Source organism: Burkholderia sp. Ac-20353, from assembly GCF_017104785.1.
In the GTDB taxonomy this organism is placed as follows: Bacteria; Pseudomonadota; Gammaproteobacteria; order Burkholderiales; family Burkholderiaceae; genus Burkholderia.
Genome location: NZ_JAAGPL010000018.1, coordinates 13974 through 32427, shown reverse-complemented (window position 1 = coordinate 32427; position 18454 = coordinate 13974). Strand labels below are relative to the sequence as shown.

General features: G+C 66.8%; 18 protein-coding genes. 12 read left to right on the top strand and 6 right to left on the bottom strand.

What is annotated here, in order from left to right; translation table 11 throughout:
* Positions 1-316: 316 nt before the first annotated feature.
* From G3N94_RS09120 to G3N94_RS09110, 3 genes are all read left to right on the top strand, one after another.
* A complete protein-coding gene (locus G3N94_RS09120) occupies positions 317-475 on the top strand; it encodes a hypothetical protein (protein WP_205792056.1) in 159 nt (52 codons plus the stop codon).
* 42 nt (positions 476-517) lie between these two features.
* Positions 518-3283 carry a magnesium-translocating P-type ATPase gene (gene mgtA, locus G3N94_RS09115; RefSeq protein WP_205792055.1) on the top strand — a complete coding sequence of 922 codons (2766 nt, stop codon included), beginning with the start codon at positions 518-520 and terminating at the stop codon, positions 3281-3283.
* Between the two features lie 85 nt (positions 3284-3368).
* Positions 3369-4112 (top strand): transporter, encoded by a 744-nt coding sequence (locus G3N94_RS09110; RefSeq protein ID WP_205792054.1) that lies wholly within the window; start codon positions 3369-3371, stop codon positions 4110-4112.
* Between the two features lie 68 nt (positions 4113-4180).
* Here G3N94_RS09110 and G3N94_RS09105 read toward each other — a convergent pair whose 3' ends face one another.
* The 3 genes from G3N94_RS09105 to G3N94_RS09095 form a co-directional block, all read right to left on the bottom strand.
* Entirely contained in the window at positions 4181-4456 is a 276-nt protein-coding gene (locus G3N94_RS09105; protein ID WP_205792053.1) for a transcriptional regulator, read from the bottom strand.
* 209 nt (positions 4457-4665) lie between these two features.
* Entirely contained in the window at positions 4666-5007 is a 342-nt protein-coding gene (locus G3N94_RS09100) for a hypothetical protein (RefSeq protein WP_205792052.1), read from the bottom strand.
* A 3-nt stretch (positions 5008-5010) separates the two neighbouring features.
* Positions 5011-5742, bottom strand: coding sequence for an alpha/beta hydrolase (locus G3N94_RS09095; RefSeq protein WP_205792051.1), 732 nt, complete (start codon positions 5740-5742; stop codon positions 5011-5013).
* Positions 5743-5934: 192 nt separating this feature from the next.
* On the opposite strand from G3N94_RS09095, the gene G3N94_RS09090 reads away from it, so the two are divergent.
* Together G3N94_RS09090 and G3N94_RS09085 are read left to right on the top strand one after the other, a co-directional pair.
* Positions 5935-6303, top strand: coding sequence for a DUF2784 domain-containing protein (locus tag G3N94_RS09090; protein WP_205792050.1), 369 nt, complete (start codon positions 5935-5937; stop codon positions 6301-6303).
* A gap of 104 nt (positions 6304-6407) precedes the next feature.
* The gene (locus G3N94_RS09085) at positions 6408-7736 is read left to right on the top strand and encodes a leucine-rich repeat-containing protein kinase family protein (RefSeq protein ID WP_205792049.1); all 1329 of its coding nucleotides are present in this window, start codon (positions 6408-6410) and stop codon (positions 7734-7736) included.
* Positions 7737-7841: 105 nt separating this feature from the next.
* Here G3N94_RS09085 and G3N94_RS09080 read toward each other — a convergent pair whose 3' ends face one another.
* The gene (locus G3N94_RS09080) at positions 7842-8717 is read right to left on the bottom strand and encodes a LysR substrate-binding domain-containing protein (protein WP_205792048.1); all 876 of its coding nucleotides are present in this window, start codon (positions 8715-8717) and stop codon (positions 7842-7844) included.
* Here G3N94_RS09080 and G3N94_RS42300 point away from each other — a divergent pair.
* The 5 genes from G3N94_RS42300 to G3N94_RS09055 all read left to right on the top strand — a co-directional run bounded on the left by G3N94_RS42300 (position 8667) and on the right by G3N94_RS09055 (position 12964).
* The gene (locus tag G3N94_RS42300) at positions 8667-9047 is read left to right on the top strand and encodes a hypothetical protein (RefSeq protein WP_241021708.1); all 381 of its coding nucleotides are present in this window, start codon (positions 8667-8669) and stop codon (positions 9045-9047) included. The two genes, G3N94_RS09080 and G3N94_RS42300, sit on opposite strands and share 51 nt — an antisense overlap.
* A 132-nt stretch (positions 9048-9179) precedes the next feature.
* Complete coding sequence (locus G3N94_RS09070; protein WP_205792047.1) at positions 9180-10259, top strand: serine hydrolase; 1080 nt, start codon at positions 9180-9182, stop codon at positions 10257-10259.
* A gap of 111 nt (positions 10260-10370) precedes the next feature.
* Positions 10371-10814, top strand: coding sequence for a MarR family transcriptional regulator (locus G3N94_RS09065; protein WP_205792046.1), 444 nt, complete (start codon positions 10371-10373; stop codon positions 10812-10814).
* A 70-nt stretch (positions 10815-10884) separates the two neighbouring features.
* Positions 10885-11484, top strand: coding sequence for an isochorismatase family protein (locus G3N94_RS09060; RefSeq protein ID WP_205792045.1), 600 nt, complete (start codon positions 10885-10887; stop codon positions 11482-11484).
* A gap of 13 nt (positions 11485-11497) precedes the next feature.
* Positions 11498-12964, top strand: coding sequence for a DHA2 family efflux MFS transporter permease subunit (locus G3N94_RS09055; protein WP_346778675.1), 1467 nt, complete (start codon positions 11498-11500; stop codon positions 12962-12964).
* A gap of 21 nt (positions 12965-12985) precedes the next feature.
* Here the strand turns inward: G3N94_RS09055 and G3N94_RS09050 are convergent, their stop codons facing one another.
* Positions 12986-13639 carry a LysE family transporter gene (locus G3N94_RS09050; RefSeq protein ID WP_205792043.1) on the bottom strand — a complete coding sequence of 218 codons (654 nt, stop codon included), beginning with the start codon at positions 13637-13639 and terminating at the stop codon, positions 12986-12988.
* A 50-nt stretch (positions 13640-13689) separates the two neighbouring features.
* Here G3N94_RS09050 and G3N94_RS09045 point away from each other — a divergent pair, with 50 nt between their 5' ends.
* Positions 13690-14619 carry a LysR substrate-binding domain-containing protein gene (locus tag G3N94_RS09045; RefSeq protein ID WP_205792042.1) on the top strand — a complete coding sequence of 310 codons (930 nt, stop codon included), beginning with the start codon at positions 13690-13692 and terminating at the stop codon, positions 14617-14619.
* Here G3N94_RS09045 and G3N94_RS09040 read toward each other — a convergent pair.
* Entirely contained in the window at positions 14544-15965 is a 1422-nt protein-coding gene (locus G3N94_RS09040; RefSeq protein ID WP_205792041.1) for a PLP-dependent aminotransferase family protein, read from the bottom strand. The genes G3N94_RS09045 and G3N94_RS09040 overlap by 76 nt on opposite strands.
* 153 nt (positions 15966-16118) lie before the next feature.
* Here G3N94_RS09040 and G3N94_RS09035 point away from each other — a divergent pair, with 153 nt between their 5' ends.
* Positions 16119-18443, top strand: a complete 2325-nt coding sequence (locus G3N94_RS09035; protein ID WP_205792040.1) for an FdhF/YdeP family oxidoreductase — start codon at positions 16119-16121, stop codon at positions 18441-18443.
* The last annotated feature ends 11 nt before the right edge of the window (positions 18444-18454 follow it).

Below are 18454 nucleotides of genomic sequence, written 5' to 3'. Positions count from 1 at the left end.
TGGAGTGTTCTGTGAACACCGATGCGAGTTGTAGTTGGTGCTTGACCAACATGACTGCCGCCTGAGGAAACCGCGCAGAGCCTCGTCTTCTGCCGCATCCCGGGAAGCAGGATGCGGCGTCCTTCCGGCCTGATTGGCCAGAATCCCCGCCAGATTTCTTGAACGACGTGCGACCGCCGACGCGGTAGCGCACGCTCGTCGCGCACGCAGCCCGGCTGCGCGCGCAATCCGTTCGCGCGCCGTCCGGCGTTCGTGCCGTCACGCACGCAACGCCACCGACCGCCCGTGCCGCTGACCGATAACGACAGGAGTGCAGATGAACTCAGACGACAGTAGTCGATTACCGCTCGCCGGTGCGGCCCTGCGCGCCCACTGCCTGACGATGCACGGCGCGCCGGCGAGCGGCCCCCTCTTCACCGATCCACAGCCGATCGCGCCCGACGCGACGCGGCAGGGAGCGTTCGTTCGTCGATAACGTGCGCTCCCCGCCCGCCGCATTACGCGCATGGAGCGACACATGACACAAAGCAACCCCTCGCACAAGAAACAGCGCGGCTTCATCAAGACCGGCGGCGCCGGCCAGCAGAACGAACCGCGCATCATGCGCGCCGCGCAGGAAGCCGCCGGCCCGCTCGACGACACGCTGAAATCGCTGCGCACCAGCACGCGCGGCCTGACCTACGGGCAGGCCGCCGACCGCCTGCAGCATTACGGGCCGAACGAGATCGCGCATGACAAGCCGCCGCACTGGGCCCGCCAGCTGCTGCACTCGTTCCACAATCCGTTCGTCTACGTGCTGCTGGTGCTCGCCACGATCAGCTTCCTCACCGACGTCTACTTCGCGGCCCCCGACGACCGCGACTACGTCGGCATGACGATCCTGCTGACGATGGTCACGATCAGCGCGCTGCTGCGCTTCGTGCAGGAATTCCGCTCGCTGCGCGCCGCCGAGAAACTCAAGGCGATGGTGCGCACGACGGCGACCGTGCAACGCGCGGTGACCGACACGGCCGAGCCGGCGAAGCGGGACGTGCCGATGCGCGAAGTGGTGATCGGCGACATCGTGCACCTGTCGGCCGGCGACATGATTCCGGCCGACGTGCGCCTGATCGCGTCGCGCGACCTGTTCATCAGCCAGGCCGTGCTGACGGGTGAAGCGCTGCCCGTCGAGAAGTACGACACGCTCGGCGCGGTCGCCGGCAAGTCCGCGAATGCGCGCGCGGCCGGTGCCGCGAACGATGCATCGCTGTCGCTGCTCGATCTCGAGAACGTCTGCTTCATGGGCACCAACGTCGTCAGCGGCACCGCAACGGCCGTCGTCGTCGCGACCGGCGAGGACACCTATTTCGGCTCGCTCGCGCGCAACGTCGTGAGCCACAAGCGCATCGAGACGAGCTTCGACCGTGGCGTCGCGAGCGTGAGCTGGCTGCTGATCAAGTTCATGTTCGTGATGGTGCCGATCGTCTTCATGATCAACGGCCTCACCAAGGGCGACTGGCTGAGCGCGCTCACGTTCGCACTCGCGGTGGCCGTCGGCCTGACGCCGGAGATGCTGCCGATGATCGTCAGCGCGAACCTCGCGCGCGGCGCGGTCGCGATGGCGCGCCGCAAGGTCGTCGTCAAGCGCCTGAACTCCGTGCAGAACTTCGGCGCGATGGACGTGCTCTGCACCGACAAGACCGGCACGCTCACGCAGGACAAGATCATCCTCGAGCACCATCTCGACATATTCGGCCAGAAGGACGAGGAAATCCTTCGGCTCGGCTGGCTGAACAGCTTCCACCAGAGCGGCCAGAAGAACCTGATGGACATCGCGGTGGTGAATCGCGCGAACGAGATCGGCGATCGCGTGAAGCCGCAGGGCTACAAGAAGATCGACGAACTGCCGTTCGATTTCGTGCGGCGGCGCCTGTCGGTCGTCGTCGAGGACACGCGTGGCGAGCACCTGCTGATCTGCAAGGGCGCCGTCGAGGAAATGCTCGCGGTATCGACCCACGTGCAGGACAACGAAGGCGTGCGGGCGCTCGACTTCGTCGCACGCAAGCGGCTCATCGAGCAGGCGAGCGCCTACAACGAGGACGGCTTCCGTGTGCTCCTCGTCGCGACGCGCGCGATCACGCGCGGCGATGAACTCAAGCAATACCGCACCGCCGACGAGCACGACCTCGTCGTGCGCGGCTTCCTGACCTTCCTCGATCCGCCGAAGGATTCCGCCGCGCCCGCGCTCGCCGCGCTGCGCGAGAACGGCGTCGCGGTGAAGGTGCTGACCGGCGACAACCCGACCGTCACGATGAAGGTGTGCCGCCAGGTCGGCCTCGAACCCGGCAAGCCGATGCTCGGCACCGAGATCGAAGCGCTCGACGACGCGACGCTCGCGCAGGTGGTCGAACGCACGACTGTGTTCGCGAAGCTCACGCCGCTGCAGAAGGCGCGCATCGTCAAGGCGCTGCAGGCGAACGGCCACACGGTCGGCTTCCTCGGCGACGGCATCAACGACGCGCCGGCACTGCGCGACGCGGATGTCGGCATCTCCGTCGACAGCGGCGCGGATATCGCGAAGGAAACCGCCGACATCATCCTGCTCGAGAAGAGCCTGATGGTGCTCGAGGAAGGTGTGCTCAAGGGCCGCGAGACGTTCGGCAACATTCTCAAGTACCTGAACATGACCGCGAGCTCGAACTTCGGCAACGTGTTCTCGGTGCTCGTCGCCAGTGCGTTCCTGCCGTGGGAGCCGATGCTCGCGACACAGCTGCTCGTGCTGAACCTCATCTACGACACGTCGCAGATGCTGCTGCCGTGGGACAAGATGGATCCCGAGTTCCTGAAGAAGCCGCGCAAGTGGGAAGCCGGCAACATCAGCCGCTTCATGCTGTGGGTCGGGCCGACGTCGTCCGTGTTCGACATCACCACCTACGTGCTGATGTGGACCGTGTTCGGCGCGGGCGCGATGTTCCACCTGAACGGCGGCTCCAGCGGTCAGATCGTGATGAACTCCGGCTGGTTCATCGAAAGCCTCGTGTCGCAGACACTCGTCGTGCACCTGCTGCGCACGCAGAAGATTCCGTTCCTGCAAAGCACCGCGGCGCTGCCGGTGCTGCTGTCGACGTTCACGGCGATCGCGATCGGCTGCTGGCTGCCGTTCTCGTCGTTCGCGGATAAGCTCGGCTTCATGCACCTGCCGAACAGCTACTGGCTGTGGCTCGCGGCAACGATGACGGGCTACATCCTGCTCGCGCAGATCGTGAAGACGATCTACGTGCGCCGCTACAAGCAATGGTTCTGATGCCCGCCGTGGCGATCCACTGACAGCCGTCCGGCTCGCGCTCGACGCGTGGGCCGGACATCTGCAACGCTTCACAGGTGATGTAATGAAAAGAATGCTACCGCTCGCCGCCGCGAGCGCCTTCTTCGCGCCGATCGGTGCGGACGCCGCCCATCCGCTCGTCAGCGACGACACGGGCACGCAGGGCAACGCGAACTGGCAGATCGAACTGAACGCCGAGCAGACGTCGAAACAGGAGGAAACCGGACGTCAGCAGCTCTGGAATTCGACCTTGACGCGCGGGTTCGGCGAACGGGTCGATCTGTACGTCAACGCGCCGTATACGCATCTGCAGACGCGATCCGACGAAAACGGCTCGGGCTTCGGCGATGTCGAGGTCGGCATGAAATGGCGCTTCCTCGAACGCGGACCGTTCACGCTTGCGCTGAAGCCGACGGTATCGTTCCCGACCGGGGACGATCAGCGCGGCCTCGGCACCGGGCGCGTCGGCGCCGGCGCGACGATGCTCGCGCAGGTCGATGTCGCGCGGTTTTCGTTTCTCGCGAATGCCGGGATCACGTACCAGCCGAATCGGCAGGACGACCTGACTTCGATCTGGCAGGTGTCGGGGGCCGCGATCTATCGGGCCACGGATACGTTCCAGATCGTCGTGGATGTCGGCACGTCACGCAATGCCGAGCGCAACGCGTCGGCGAATCCCGCATTCGTGATCGCCGGCGCGATCTATTCACCAAAACCGTGGCTCGATCTCGATATCGGGTACCGGCGCGGGTTGAACGACCAAACGTACGATCATTCGGTCATGGCCGGGGTGACGGCGCGCTGGTGATCGATTGCGCGTCGCGTCAGGCCATCTGGACGGAAGGCGGGTCGCTTCGGCGGCCCACCCCGCCCTTGTTACGCCGCATCGAAAAGCTGTGCACACACTGCACGACCGTCTTCGGTCAATGCCGCGGTGCCCGTGCCGTCTTCGTGCAGGGTCGTCGCGGTCAGACCGCCGGCGTCGAGCTGCGTCAACACTCGGCGCAATGAGCTCATCGGCAATTGCGTGCGCTTCGCGAGTTTCGGCAGCGACCACGGCTTGCCCGCGGGGTCGTGCGCCGCTTCGTGCAGCGCCGCGAGGATCGCGACAATGGCGGGGTCGAGGTCGTCGTCGTTCTGTTCGGTGGTCATCGGTCGTGCGTATCGAGGTATCGAGGTTTCGTCGTTCGGGTCGCAGCGCGCAGCAGATGCAGCGCCGGCTCGCCCGTCACATGACCGCTACTTTAACCAAACGCCTGCGTTCGCGACATCGAGCATCTGTTATCGCGCACCGCGATATCGGAAATCGGCAATATCTCCGGAACGAATAGCGCGGTGCGCAGCTACGCAACCGAGGGCGACTACCGCCCGGTCAACTTCCGGAGAATCTCCTGCAGCACGCGCTCGTGCTGCTCCAGCGCTTCGTCGGCGGTACGTGCGGCGAAGGCCTTGTTCTCCTGCTCGGCCATTCCGGCGATGCGCGTCACGAACAGGCAGACGTCCGCGGACTTCGCATCCGCAACGCCACGAAAACGCGTCGTGATCGTCACGCCGGAATCATCCAGCACGGTACGACGGAAGACGAGGTCGGTTTCGGACATCCAGCGCGACCACGCATCTTCGTCGAAGACTTCGACGGGCACGTCGTCCGCATCGAGCACATAGAAGCGTCGTCCCTTGGGCGGAACGGAACGGGATTTCATCGTTCAATGGGACGGTTCGAGCAGGAAGCCGATCGCGTCCTGCCACCACGCATCGTCGACGAAGCCGACCCAGTCGTTATGCTCCGCCGCCTTCACGACTACCCGTCGTTTCGGATAGCCAAGCGCATCGTAAAGCGCGTTGCCGAAGCGGGCTGGCACGATGCTGTCCCGCTCCGCGACCGCCACGAAGACGGGATGGCCGAACGACGCCAGATGGGCCGTGCTGTCGTATCGGTCCCGCAGCATCCAGTTCATCGGCAGCCACGGATAGTGATGCGCGGCGACGTGCTCGAGCGTGTCCCACGGGGTGATCAGCAGCAGTCCCGTGACCTTGTCGCGCTCGTGTGCACCGGCCTCTGCCGCCACGCCGGCGCCGAGCGATTCCCCGACGAGCAACAGCGGCGCGCCGTAACGCCGATGCGCGATTTCGATCGTCTGCTGCGCGTCGGCAACCAGGCTCGCTTCGGATGGCGTACCTTCACGTGGCCCGTAGCCCGGATATTCGGCGAGAATCACACGCAACCCCAAGCGCGTGAGTGCCGTCACGTAGTACGCACGGTGCCCGGCATGCCCGGCGTTGCCATGGAACGCGATGGCCGTTCCGCGCACCGGTCCGGCCGGCTCGGCCAGCAAGCCCCGAAACGCATCTCGCGACGGCCACGCGTGCAGCCCGCCGGATTCGACGTCGCCGACCTCGGCACGCTCGGGAAAGTAGATGAACCGATCCTGCATCATCGCGACTCCTGCGAAGAAGATCAGACACGCGACGGCGACACGCGTCACGATTCGGGCTGTTTTCCACTACGCTGTACAAGGCTCCCGCACGCGCGTTGGCGCGACGCCCTGTACGCTGACGCGTCCACGATCAAGGATACGCCCGCCGGTTGCATCGCGCGCGGCGCGCGCGAACGCACAAGGAAGGACGCGATGATCTGGCTGGCGAATACGGTTCTGGTCGTGCACGCGATGCTCGTCATCTTCATCGTCGGCGGGTTGCTCGCGATCTGGGTGGGCGCCGCGTTCAAGCGCAACTGGGTGCGTAACCGGGCATTCCGGATCGCGCACCTCGGCGCGATCGGCATCGTCGCCGCACTGGCGGCCCTCGACCTGCCTTGCCCGCTCACCGTCCTCGAGGACTGGCTGCGCATCGGCAGGGCCGGCCCACAGGGATTCATTCAGCATTGGGTGAGCGTGTGGATGTACTACGATCTGCCGGCCTGGGTGTTTGCCGTCGTGTACGTCGCGTTTCTGCTGGTCGTGGTGGTCACCTGGCGCCGCATCCCGCCGCGACGGTAACGACAGCCTGTCGGGTGCCGAAATGCACGCCTGCCGGAATCCGCTCCTAGTAGAATTGGCGCGGTTGGCCGATCAACACCGGCAGCCGATTTCCATCCTCCATCGTGACAGCCTCCATTGAACAACTCCGGTCCGGACAGCTCGCGGGTGCCCGGCATCTGAAGCTCGCTTGCGGGCTGACCGAATTTCCGCGCGAGATCTTCGATCTTGCCGACACGCTTGAAACGCTCGACCTGTCCGGCAACTCGCTTTCGACGCTGCCGGACGATCTGCCGCGCCTGCGCCGGCTGCGCATCCTCTTTGCTTCGAATAACCCGTTTACCGAGTTGCCCGATGTTCTGGGCGAGTGTCCGCAGCTGAGCATGATCGGCTTCAAGGCGAATCGCATCCGCAAGGTTTCGGGCAAATCACTGCCGCGCGAACTGCGTTGGCTGATCCTGACCGACAACGAGATCGAATCGCTGCCCGCGGAGATCGGCGACTGCGCACGGCTGCAGAAGCTGATGCTCGCGGGCAACCGGTTACGCGCGTTGCCTGAGGAAATGGCTGCGTGCTCACGGCTCGAACTCGTGCGTCTGTCGGCCAACCGGTTGAGCGAATTGCCCGCGTGGCTGTTGCGGATGCCCCGCCTCGCGTGGCTCGCGTACGCAGGCAATCCGTTCACCGGCGCGCTGGAAGCGGCGGCGTCCGCCGACACGTCGATCGCCGACGTGCGCTGGGCTTCGCTCGCGGTCGAGCAAAAGCTGGGCGAAGGCGCATCGGGCATCATCTATCGGGCGACGCGGCTGGCGGATGACGGTCGTTCGTCGCAGCCGGCCGCCGTCAAGCTCTTCAAGGGTGCCGTGACGAGCGACGGCTTGCCCGACTGCGAAATGGCCGCCTGCATTCACGCAGGGCAGCACCCGAACCTGATCCCGGTGATCGGCAAAGTGAAAGACCATCCGTCGGACACGCACGGCCTCGTGATGGAGCTGATCGATCCGGCCTTCGCGAATCTCGCTGCGCCGCCGAGCCTCGATTCCTGCACGCGCGATGTCTACGCGGATGACGTGCGATTCGATCCGGCGTCGGCACTGCGTATCGCGCATGGCATCGCATCGGCGGCCTGCCATCTGCACGAGCGAGGCATCATGCATGGCGACCTGTATGCGCATAACATCCTGCATTGCGGCGCGGGGCGCGCGTTGCTCGGAGATTTCGGCGCGGCGTCGTTCTATGACACCGACGATCGAGCGCTCGGATCGGCACTGCAGCGGCTGGAAGTGCGCGCATTCGGCCATTTGCTCGAGGAACTGATCGAGCGATGCGAGCCGGGAACGCTGCCCGGCGCGGGCGAGCTTGAAGCCCTCGCGGCCTCATGCGTGAGCGAAACGGTCGAGAGCAGGCCTTCGTTCGCGGCGATTGCGGCCACGCTGCTGCCGTTGATGACGTGATGGGCGTCGGTGCGCGGTAACGCCGCGGTAACTCCGCGGTTAACTCCGCGGTTAACTTGTTTATCGGCCTGATTGACGCGCGGTGCGGCAGCACACGCGCGTCGCTCAAGTCACCTTCATCGCAGCCCGCACATGCGCGACAAAACGCGCGGTAACAGGGTCCTTCCGCGCGGACGGCCAGGCAAGCCCCACGCGCCACTTTGCATCCTTGCCGGGTAGCGGCAGCACCGTTGCGTCACGCAGCAGATGCTGCGCACGCGACGGGATGAATGCAACGCCGACGCCCGCCGCGACCGACGTGAGCACCGACTGGACATCCTCTGCCTGCTGCGTGACGTTCGGCACGAAGCGGCGCTCGATGCACCAGCGGTCGATCTGCGCGGCGAGCCCGGCGCCCCGCGCACGTTGCAGCGCAATGAAGCCGATCTCGTTGAGCACCTCCAGATCGGCGGGAACGCGCGTATATCCAAGGTGTGGCGGCAATGCCAGCGCGAGCCCCTCGTCGACCATCCGGAACGACGACAGACCCTCCTCGGCCGGCAGGCGCAGGAAGCCGACCTCCAGCTTGCCTGCGAGCAAGCGGCGCGTCTGTTCCGACGACGACAGGTCGCTCAGCGTGACGGCCACATCCGGATGCTGACGGCGGAATTCGGCGATGAGCCGTGGCACGATCGTCAGCACGGACAGGCAGATGCCGACGCGCAGATGCCCGCGCTGGCCGCTGCTCGCCTCGCGCGCGCGCCGCACGATGTCATCGGCATCGCGCACGAGCGCCTGCGCATCGGGCAGGAACCGTTCGCCGAACGGCGTCAGCTCGGCGCCATGCCGCCCGCGCTCGAACAGCTTGCCGCCCAGGCTCGCCTCCAGCGCGCCGATCTGCTTGCTGAGCGCCGGCTGGCTCATGTGCAGCATCTCCGCCGCGCGGCTGAAATGACGCCACTCGGTGACGGTCAGAAACGTTCTCAGCAGTTTCAGTTCCATTCCGGACAGGAATCGTATCGATCAAAACATTCATTTTACGGATCGAATGCCGAGCGGTTCAATACGGTCATGTTCATTCCGGAACCCTCCGTCATGCCTTTCCGTCACCCGATGAATCCGGCGCGCTGCGTGGCGCTCGAACCTGCTGTTGACAGGGCTCCGGCCGGCGACAGCGAACCGGATCCGGCCGCCGCAGCCGCGCCGGCCCCACGCAACGCGCGCCGCCGCCCGCGCTTCGCCGATGCGATATCCGACACCGAACGTCGCGCGACGACCGGCTCGATCGCGATCAGCTTCGCCGTCGTGTCGCGCCGGCATTGGCCGCGCTGAGCGCGCCGGCGCGCGCGTGCCGTGGCGCATCCCGTTTGCGTTCGCTCGTATAATTTCCCGCGCCACCGCCGCCCTCGCCGCGCTCGCGCGCTGCGCGCCGCCACAACCCGCGTGACACAAGGAGATTGCTGCTTGACTGGCATCATCGCGCGCCTGCCCCGCGCCCGGACGTACTGGCTCATCGCCATCTCGATCATCCTGTGTGCGTTCGTGACGAACGCGTCCGCCCACCGCGCAACCCAGCGTGTCGCGCACGGACATGCGACGTCGGTCAAGAAACCGTCAGTACGCCACAAGGCCACCAAGCATCGCCGCCCTGACACACGGAAACGCGCACGGCATCGCGCAACCCCACACAAGCACGCGTCCGCGCAGCCGTCCCGCGGCAAGAAACAGGCATCGGCCGTCCGCCCCCGCACGGCCCCCGCAAAGCCGCGTCTGCTCGCAAGCTGCGGCTACAGCACGCGCGCGGTGAATTCGCTCCATTCGCGCGCCGCCTATGTGCTCGACGTCGACACGCGCACACCGCTCGTCGCGCGCAATGCGCGCACGGTGCGGCCGATCGCATCGATCTCGAAGCTGATGACGGCCGTCGTCGCGCGCAACGCGGACCGCCCGCTGAACGGCATGCTGCGCGTGAGCGCACACGATCGCGACGCGATCAAGTTCACGGGTTCGCGGCTGGCGGTCGGCTCGACGCTGTCGCGGCGCGACATGTATCACATTGCGCTGATGTCGTCGGAGAACCGTGCGGCGGCCGCGCTGAGCCGCGACTATCCGGGCGGACGCCCCGCGTTCGTCGCCGCGATGAATCGCGAGGCGAAACGGCTCGGCATGCGCCACACGCGTTTCCGGGAGCCGACCGGGCTGTCGCCGCACAACGTGTCGACGGCCGAGGAACTCGCGCGGCTCGTCGACGCCGCCGCGCAGGATCCGCTGATCCGGCGCTTCTCGACGGACAAGTCGAAGACCGTTCGCCCCGGCGACGACGAACTGTTCTACGTCAACTCCGACCCGCTCGTCCGATCCGGCCGCCTGCCGATCCGGCTGCAGAAAACGGGCTTCATCAACGAATCCGGGTACGGCGTCGTGATGCGCATGCACGTACACAGCCGGCCGGAAACCGTCGTGCTGCTCGGCTCGCCGACGCGCGCCGGCGTGACGAGCGATGCGCTCACGATCCACCGCTGGCTCACCTGCTCGTTGAAGTAACTCACCGTCTCGCGTCCGCACGCCCCCGGACCGGGGGCATCAGCCCTCTCGTCCGATCCAAATTGACAGTTTAACTTGCAAGTTAAACTGTCTTCTTCTATGATCCGCTCCATGAACTCATCGCGCAAAACCGATCTCCCCGTCGAAACCGTCGTCGCCGACCTGACGCTTGCCGTCGGCCAGCTCATCCGACGACTCCGCTCCGAAGTCGATTCGAGCGGACTCAACCTGTCGCAGATGAGCGCGCTCGCGCGGCTCGAACAGAACGGGCCGATGACGACCGCCGATCTCGCCCGCGCGGAATCGATGAAGCCGCAGTCGATGAAGGCGATCCTCGCGAGCCTCGAGGAAGAACGCCTCGTCGAGCGCCGCGCGCACCCGACCGACGGCCGGCAGATCCTGTTCCTGCTGACCGAAGCGGGCATCGAGGAACGGCGCAAGCGCACGGTCGCGAAGCGCGCATGGCTCGTCGCCGCCCTCGAGAAACTCGATCCGGACGAAACCCGAACGCTCGTCGCCGCGATTCCGCTGATCAGGCGGCTCGGCGACTCGTGAACCCTGTCTCCGGAACCCCGCGAATCCATGGGCGTTCCGGAGGCCACCTCACCCACTCGGAGCCCCATCCATGAGCGCAACCTGCATCGACCCGACTCCCGCGCTGATCGTCATCGATCTGCAGAAAGGCATCACCGCACTGCCCACCGCCCATCCGGCCGCCGACGTGATCCGGCACGCGGCCGCACTGGCCGACGCGTTTCGCCGGCGCGGCCTGCCGGTCGTGCTCGTCAACGTCGCCGGCGGCGCGCCGGGCAGGACCGAACAGGCGGGCCTCAAGGGCCCGTTGCCCGCGGACTGGACCGACCTCGTGCCTGAACTGAACCGCCAGCCACACGACCATGTCGTGACGAAGCGGACGTGGGGCGCGTTCACCGGCACCGGTCTCGACGCGCACCTGAAGGCCGCCGGCGTCACGCAGATCGTGCTGGCGGGCATCGCGACGAGCATCGGCGTCGAATCCACCGCACGCCAGGCCCACGAACTCGGCTACAACGTGACGCTCGCCGTCGATGCGATGACCGACCTGAACGCCGACGCGCACGCGAACAGCGTCGCCCGGATCTTCCCGCGGCTCGGCGAAACGGGTTCCACGCAGGACATCGTCGCGCTGCTCGAAGCACTCGACACGCCCCACACTCCCCACACGCTCCACGCGCCCGATGCATGATCGCGATGCCAACGTGAACGACAGGCCCGCAAGTGCCGCCGACCGGCTCGATCCGTCGATCTGGAAAGTCAGCGCGGTCGCCGTGCTGGGTTCACTGCTGTCGCAACTCGACGCGACGATCGTCAACGTGTCGCTATCCAGCCTCGCGACCGACCTGCACGCGAGCCTGTCGACGATCCAGTGGGTGACGAGCGGCTACCTGCTCGCACTCACGCTGGTCCTGCCGCTGAACGGCTGGCTGGTCGACCGCATCGGCGCCAAGGCACTCTATCTGTGGTGCTTCTCGGCGTTCACGCTGTCGTCCGCGCTGTGCGGGCTCGCGTGGTCGGCGCCGTCGCTGATCGCGTTTCGCGTGCTGCAAGGCGTGAGCGGCGGCCTGCTCGCGCCCATGGCGCAGATGATGATCGCGCGGGTTGCCGGCAAGCAGATGGCGCGCGTGATCGGCTATGCAGCGGTGCCGGTGCTGATCGCGCCGATCCTCGGGCCGGTTGCCGCCGGCGCGATTCTGCAGCATGCGTCGTGGCGCTGGCTCTTCCTCGTCAACCTGCCGGTCGGCGTGCTGGCGATCGCGCTCGCCGCGCGCTTCCTGCCGAATGATCGCGAGGAAACGCAGCCGCGCGCGCTGGACTGGATCGGCCTCGCGCTGCTGTCGCCAGGCCTCGTGCTGTTCCTGTATGGCGCGGAGCGGATCGGCCGCCCGCTCGGCATCGCCGTGCTTGCCGCGTCCGCGCTGCTGCTCGCGGCGTTCGTCCGCATCGAGCGGCGCATGGGCGCGCACGCGCTGATCGACCTGCAGCTGTTGCGCGGCAAGGTGTTCAGCGCAGCCGCGAGCACGCAGTTCCTGTCGAACGGCGCGCTGTATGCCGGCCAGATGCTGATTCCCGTCTTCCTGATCGACGCATGCGGCCGGTCGCCCGGCGAAATGGGCTGGCTGCTCGCGCCGCTCGGCCTCGGCATGCTGGTCACGTATCCGTCGATGGGCGCACTGACGAGCCGGTTCGGCGTGCGGCGGGTGTCCGCCGCCGGTGCCGCACTGGCGCTCGCCGCGACGCTGCCGTTCGTGTTTCTGGCGACGCACGGGCTCGACCTGGCCGTGCTGATTCCCGCGCTGTTCCTGCGCGGAATGGGACAGAGCGCGGTCGGCACGCCGTCGATTTCCGCCGCGTATGCGTCGGTCGACCGGCGCAATCTGCCGATGGCGACGACATCGCTCAACATCATCCAGCGTCTCGGCGGGCCGACGTTCACCACGCTGTGCACACTGTTCCTCGCATGGCAGATGCAATCGCCGCACGTCGCCGCAAGCGCGACGAACGCGTATGCGTGGACGTTCCTGCTGCTGTGCGTGTTGCACGCGCTGACCTTCGTGATGGCGCTTCGGCTGCCACTGTGGTCCGAGGCGGCCGGACAGCGGGATACCGCGCAAGCCGGCCAGCGGGATACCGCGCAATCGTCGGCGGATTCGCGCGAAACGTCCTGACTCTCGACCGCGACCGCGTTGCTACGGCAGCCACATCGGCGCGATCGACAACACGAGCAGCAGGCCCAGCCCGGCATTCAGCCAGCGCCACTGCGCATCGGTGCGCAGCAGCCGCGCGAACACCAGACCGGCCGCGCACCACAGCGACAGTGACACCATCGCGGCCACGCCGAACGCGACGCCGAGCAACGTGCCGAGTCGCAGCGGCCCGGATGCGAGCGCCGCAAACGACGCGGCGGCGCCGAGGGTCATCGCCCATCCCTTCGGGTTGTGCCACAGCATCCAGACGCCGCTCACGAACCCCTGCGGCTTGCGCAGCTGCGCATCGAGATGGGGTGGGCCGCTGCGCCCGATGCGCGCGGCCAGCCACAGCAGATACAGCGAGCCGAACGCCTTCAACGCGAACTGCAGCGTCGGCCACTCGGCCACAACGCTGCCGAGCCCGGCCGCCGCGGCCGCGGCCATCGACGCGAGTCCGGCAGCGATACCGGTCATGTAGGGAAGCGATCGCCGAAACCCGAAATGCGCGCCCGACGCGGTCGCCAGCGTGGTCGCGCCGCCCGGCGTGCCGGTGGCGACGATCACGAACAGAATCAATGGCAGATATTCGCGAAACGGCACAGTGCCTCCCGGCAGTCGTCGATGAAGCTCCGTTTTTACCCGCGCATCACGCATTACAAAAGCGAAAATTCCTTATTCGATCCATTAGCGTTCATAATGCGTGAATGCCACGCAATCTCGACATCGCCCTGCTCCGCGCGTTCGTCACCGTCGCCGATCACGGCAGCATGACCGCCGCCGCGCATGCGCTGCATCTGACCCAGGGCGCGGTCAGCCAGCAGGTCGCGCGGCTCGAGGCGCTGTCGGGGCCACTGCTGTTCCGTGAACATCGCAACCTGCACCTCACCGCGGCCGGCGAGCGTCTGCTCGGGCAGGCGCGCCGCCTGCTCGCGCTGCACGACGCGCTGTGGACGGACATGACAGCGGACGCGATGGACGGCACGGTCCGGATCGGCGCGCCGCAAGACCTCGTCGGAAGCTGCCTTGGGCCGATCCTGAAAGGCTTTGCACAGGCCCGGCCGCAGGTTGCGCTGGCGCTCGTGTGCGCGGCGTCGCCAGACTTGTTGCGCGCGCTGACGAAAGGGGAAATCGATGTCGCGCTGGTCGAGGAGCCGGTCGGTTCGTCGCGCGGCGAATGCATTGCCGTCGATCGGCTGGTGTGGGTCGGCGCGAAAGGCGGGGCCGCGTATCGAAAGGTGCCGCTGCCCGTGTCGATGGTTGCGGAAACCTGCGCATTCCGCCCGGTCGTGCTCGATGCGCTGCGCGACCGCGATCTCGCTTGGCGCACCGTGTTCGAAAACGGCAGCGTCGATGCGACGGCCGCGACGGTGCGATCGGACCTCGCGGTGACCGTCTGGCTCGCGTCCACCGTGCCCGCCGACCTCGACATCCTGCCGGCCGACAGCGGCCTGCCCGAATTGCCCGCGTTCGCGATCAACCTGCATCTGCCGCGCGGCCAGGGTTCGCCGGCGGCGACCGAACTGGCGCATCACCTGCGGAACGGCTTCGCCCGCCGCGCTCACCCCGTCGCGCACTCGGCGGCCAGCCGCCCCAGCGTCTTCAACGCCGCCTCGATCTGCCCCGACCACGGATAGCTGTAATTGAGCCGGATGAAATGCCGGTAATCCGTCGTGGCCGAGAACATGTGGCCCGGCCCGACGGTGATCCGCTGCGCGAGCGCCATCTGGTACAGGCGCATCGCATCGACCTGCGGCGGCAGCTCGACCCACAGCACGTAGCCGCCCTGCGGCTGCGACAGCCGCGTGCCGTCCGGAAAGAACCGCCGCACCATCGCGCTCATCAGGTTCGCCTGCTGCGCGAAGCATTTGCGGATCCGCCTGAGATGCTGGTCGTAGCCGTCGTGCTTCAGGTATTCCGCGATCGCGAGCTGTTCGGTCACGGGCGTCGCGAGCGTGTTCAGGAACTTCAGCTTCTCGACCTGATCGCGAAATCGGCCAGGCATCGCCCAGCCGATCCGGTAGCCGGGCGACAGGCTCTTCGAAAACGACGCACAGTGCAGCACGAGCCCGTCGCGGTCGAACGTCTTCAGTGCGCTCGGCCGCGCATCGCCGTAATACAGTTCGTGATAGACGTCGCTCTCGATCGCCGGCACGCCGTGCTTCGCGAGCAGCTCGACGAGCGCGCGCTTGCGCGCATCGGGCATCTGGAAGCCGAGCGGGTTCTGGAAATTCGGCATCACCATGCATGCGGCGATCCGCTCGCGTTCGAGAATCCGCTCGAGCGCCGCGAGATCGATCCCGTCGGCCGGATGCGTCGCGACCTCGAGCGCGCGCATCCCCATCCGCTCGATCGCGTGCAGCATCGCGTAGAACGTCGGCGACTCGACGGCGATCGTATCGCCGGGCCGCGCGACGGCCTGCAGGCACAGGTTGATCGCTTCCGTCGCGCCGATCGTCACGATGATCTCGTCCGGCTCGACCGCGATGCCGCTTTCGAGGTAGCGCCGCGCGATCTGCCGGATCAGCTCCTGGTTCCCGGGCGGCAGGTCGTCGATCACGCCCCAGCGCGTGCGCCGCCGCGCAATCGACTGCGCATGCCGCGCGAGCCGCTGCACCGGGAACTGCGTTGCGTCCGGATACGGCGACCCGAGCGGCACCGCATCGTCGCGCGCAATCGAGCGCAACGTCGACAGCACGAGCCGGCTCACGTCGACGGTCGACGACGTCGCGACCGGCGCCGACGCATGCAGCTCGGGCTCACCCGCCGGCTCCATGCGCGCCCGCACGAAATAGCCGGACTGCGGCCGGCTTTCGATCTCGCCACGGCTTTCCAGCACCAGGTACGCGCGCAGCACGGTCGTAATGCTGAGCCGATGCAGCCGGCTCGCCTGCCGCACCGACGGAATCCGTTCGCCCGGCCGGTACATGCCGCGCTCGATCTGCAACTGCAGATCGTCGGCCAGTTTCTCGTAGCGCTTCACCGCCTCACCTTTCAAAAACCATTCAACAGCACAGTTCCGTTCTGCACTGCGGCAGATTGGCGCAACTGTACTCTTTTTTGAAGTGAACGGGTGTACACACAGGCGACGCCGGGTCCCGCGTACGCTCCACACATCGACCCCGACGACAGCATCATGAAAAAGACATCCACCACCGCGCGCATCGAGCCTTATACCCACCCGGCCGCTGGCTGGGGGGCGCTGAAAGCCGTCACGATCAACCTGATCAAGGAAAAGGTCACCGGCGGCAACTACCGGACGCTGCTCCGCCAGAACCAGCCGGACGGCTTCGATTGCCCCGGCTGCGCGTGGCCGGACCGCAAGCACGCGTCGACGTTCGAGTTCTGCGAGAACGGCGTGAAGGCCGTCGCGGCCGAAGCGACCAGCAAGCGCGTGACGCCCGAATTCTTCGCCGGGCACACGGTCACCGAACTGCTCGAACAGTCCGACTACGAACTCGAACAGCACGGGCGCCTCACCGACCCGATGATCTACGACGCGCAGACCGACCGTTACGTACCGGTCGCATGGGACGACGCGTTCGAGATGATCGCCAGCCATCTGCGCGCGCTGCCCGACCCGAACCAGGCCGCGTTCTACACGTCCGGCCGCGCGAGCAACGAGGCGGCGTTCCTGTATCAGCTGCTGGTGCGCGTGTACGGCACGAACAACTTCCCCGATTGCTCGAACATGTGCCACGAGGCGACGAGCCGCGGGCTGCCGCCGTCGGTCGGCGTCGGCAAGGGCACGGTCACGCTCGACGACTTCGAGCTGGCCGACACGCTGCTGATCTTCGGCCAGAACCCGGCGACGAACCATCCGCGGATGCTCGGCGAGCTGCGCGAATGCGCGAAGCGCGGCGCGACGATCGTGTCGATCAACCCGCTGAAGGAGCGCGGGCTGCAACGCTTCGCCGATCCGCAAAGCCCGCTCGAGATGCTGACGATGTCGGGCACCAGCATCGCATCGACGTTCATCCAGCCGACGATCGGCGGCGATTTCGCGCTGATCAAGGGCATCGCGAAGCGCGTGCTCGAACTCGACGACGACGCGCGGAACAACGGCGCGGCGCGCGTGCTCGACACCGCGTTCATCGCCGAGCACACGGCCGGCTTCGACGCGTTCGCGGACGACCTGCGCAACGAAAGCTGGTCCGCGCTGACCGCCGAAAGCGGCGTGCCGTACGAGCAGATCGACGGGCTCGCGCAGCTCTACGCGCGCAGCGAACGCGTGATCGCGACCTGGGGGATGGGCCTCACGCAGCACAAGCATTCGGTCGCGACCGTGCAGATGCTGACCAACCTGATGCTGATGCGCGGCAACATCGGCCGCCCCGGCGCGGGGCTGTGCCCGGTGCGCGGCCATTCGAACGTGCAGGGCAACCGCACGGTCGGCATCGAGGAGAAGCCGGCGCAGGCGTTCCTCGACCGGCTCGGCAAGGTGTTCGATTTCGCGCCTCCGCGCGAGCACGGCTACGACGTCGTCGAGACGATCGAGGCAATGCTCGAAGGCCACCTGAAGGTGTTCATCGGTCTCGGCGGCAATTTCGCGATGGCGACGCCCGACACGCCGCGCACGTGGGAAGGCCTGCGCCGCTGCGACCTGACCGTGCAGATCACGACCAAGCTGAACCGCAGCCACCTGATCCACGGCCGCCACGCGCTGATCCTGCCGACGCTCGGCCGCACCGAGATCGACCTGCAGGACAACGTGCCGCAAGGCGTGACGGTCGAGGATTCGATGAGCATGGTCCACGTGTCGTACGGGATGAACAAGCCGGCGTCGCCGAACCTGATGTCGGAGACGGCGATCGTCGCGCACATCGGCCATGCGCTGTTCGGCAGCGGCAAGATCGACTGGCTCGGCTACAAGAGCGACTACGCGAAGGTTCGCGACGCGATCGAAGCGACCCTCGACGGCTTCTACGACTACAACGCGCGCATCGCGAAGCCGGGCGGCTTCCACCTGCGCGTCGCGTCGCGCGACCGCGAATGGCTGACGCCGACGGCCAGGGCGAACTTCATCGCGCACGCGCTGCCGTCCGACACGCCGATCCAGCGCGCCCGCGCGCTGCACGGCGAACGCCTGATGACGCTGATGACGACCCGCTCGCATGACCAGTACAACACGACGGTCTACGGGCTCGACGACCGCTATCGCGGCGTGTTCGGCCAGCGCCGCGTCGTGTTCGTGAACCCCGACGATCTCGCGATGCTCGGGCTGAAGGCCGGCGACTGGGTCGACATGGAAACGGTGTGGCACGACGGCATCGAGCGGCGCGCGAACGGCTTCCTGCTCGTCGCGTACGACATTCCGCGCGGCTGCATCGGCGCGTATTATCCGGAGACGAACCCGCTCGTGCCGCTCGACAGCGTCGGCGACGTCTGCAACACGCCGACGTCGAAGTCGGTGCCGGTGCTGCTGCACCGCGCCGCCGCGCCCGCGTCGCAAGCGGCCTGAAGGAGTGTCGT

Bases quoted from the DNA above. Each gene is read 5' to 3' on its own strand.
- G3N94_RS09060 (WP_205792045.1), top strand. From the start codon at position 10,885: ATGAGCGCAACCTGCATCGACCCGACTCCCGCGCTGATCGTCATCGAT.
- G3N94_RS09045 (WP_205792042.1), top strand. From the start codon at position 13,690: ATGCCACGCAATCTCGACATCGCCCTGCTCCGCGCGTTCGTCACCGTC.
- G3N94_RS09105 (WP_205792053.1), bottom strand. From the start codon at position 4,456: ATGACCACCGAACAGAACGACGACGACCTCGACCCCGCCATTGTCGCG.
- G3N94_RS09065 (WP_205792046.1), top strand. From the start codon at position 10,371: ATGAACTCATCGCGCAAAACCGATCTCCCCGTCGAAACCGTCGTCGCC.
- G3N94_RS09110 (WP_205792054.1), top strand. From the start codon at position 3,369: ATGAAAAGAATGCTACCGCTCGCCGCCGCGAGCGCCTTCTTCGCGCCG.
- G3N94_RS09050 (WP_205792043.1), bottom strand. From the start codon at position 13,639: ATGCGTGATGCGCGGGTAAAAACGGAGCTTCATCGACGACTGCCGGGA.
- G3N94_RS09100 (WP_205792052.1), bottom strand. From the start codon at position 5,007: ATGAAATCCCGTTCCGTTCCGCCCAAGGGACGACGCTTCTATGTGCTC.
- G3N94_RS42300 (WP_241021708.1), top strand. From the start codon at position 8,667: ATGACGCCACTCGGTGACGGTCAGAAACGTTCTCAGCAGTTTCAGTTC.
- G3N94_RS09035 (WP_205792040.1), top strand. From the start codon at position 16,119: ATGAAAAAGACATCCACCACCGCGCGCATCGAGCCTTATACCCACCCG.
- G3N94_RS09090 (WP_205792050.1), top strand. From the start codon at position 5,935: ATGATCTGGCTGGCGAATACGGTTCTGGTCGTGCACGCGATGCTCGTC.
- G3N94_RS09080 (WP_205792048.1), bottom strand. From the start codon at position 8,717: ATGGAACTGAAACTGCTGAGAACGTTTCTGACCGTCACCGAGTGGCGT.
- G3N94_RS09120 (WP_205792056.1), top strand. From the start codon at position 317: ATGAACTCAGACGACAGTAGTCGATTACCGCTCGCCGGTGCGGCCCTG.
- mgtA (WP_205792055.1), top strand. From the start codon at position 518: ATGACACAAAGCAACCCCTCGCACAAGAAACAGCGCGGCTTCATCAAG.
- G3N94_RS09095 (WP_205792051.1), bottom strand. From the start codon at position 5,742: ATGATGCAGGATCGGTTCATCTACTTTCCCGAGCGTGCCGAGGTCGGC.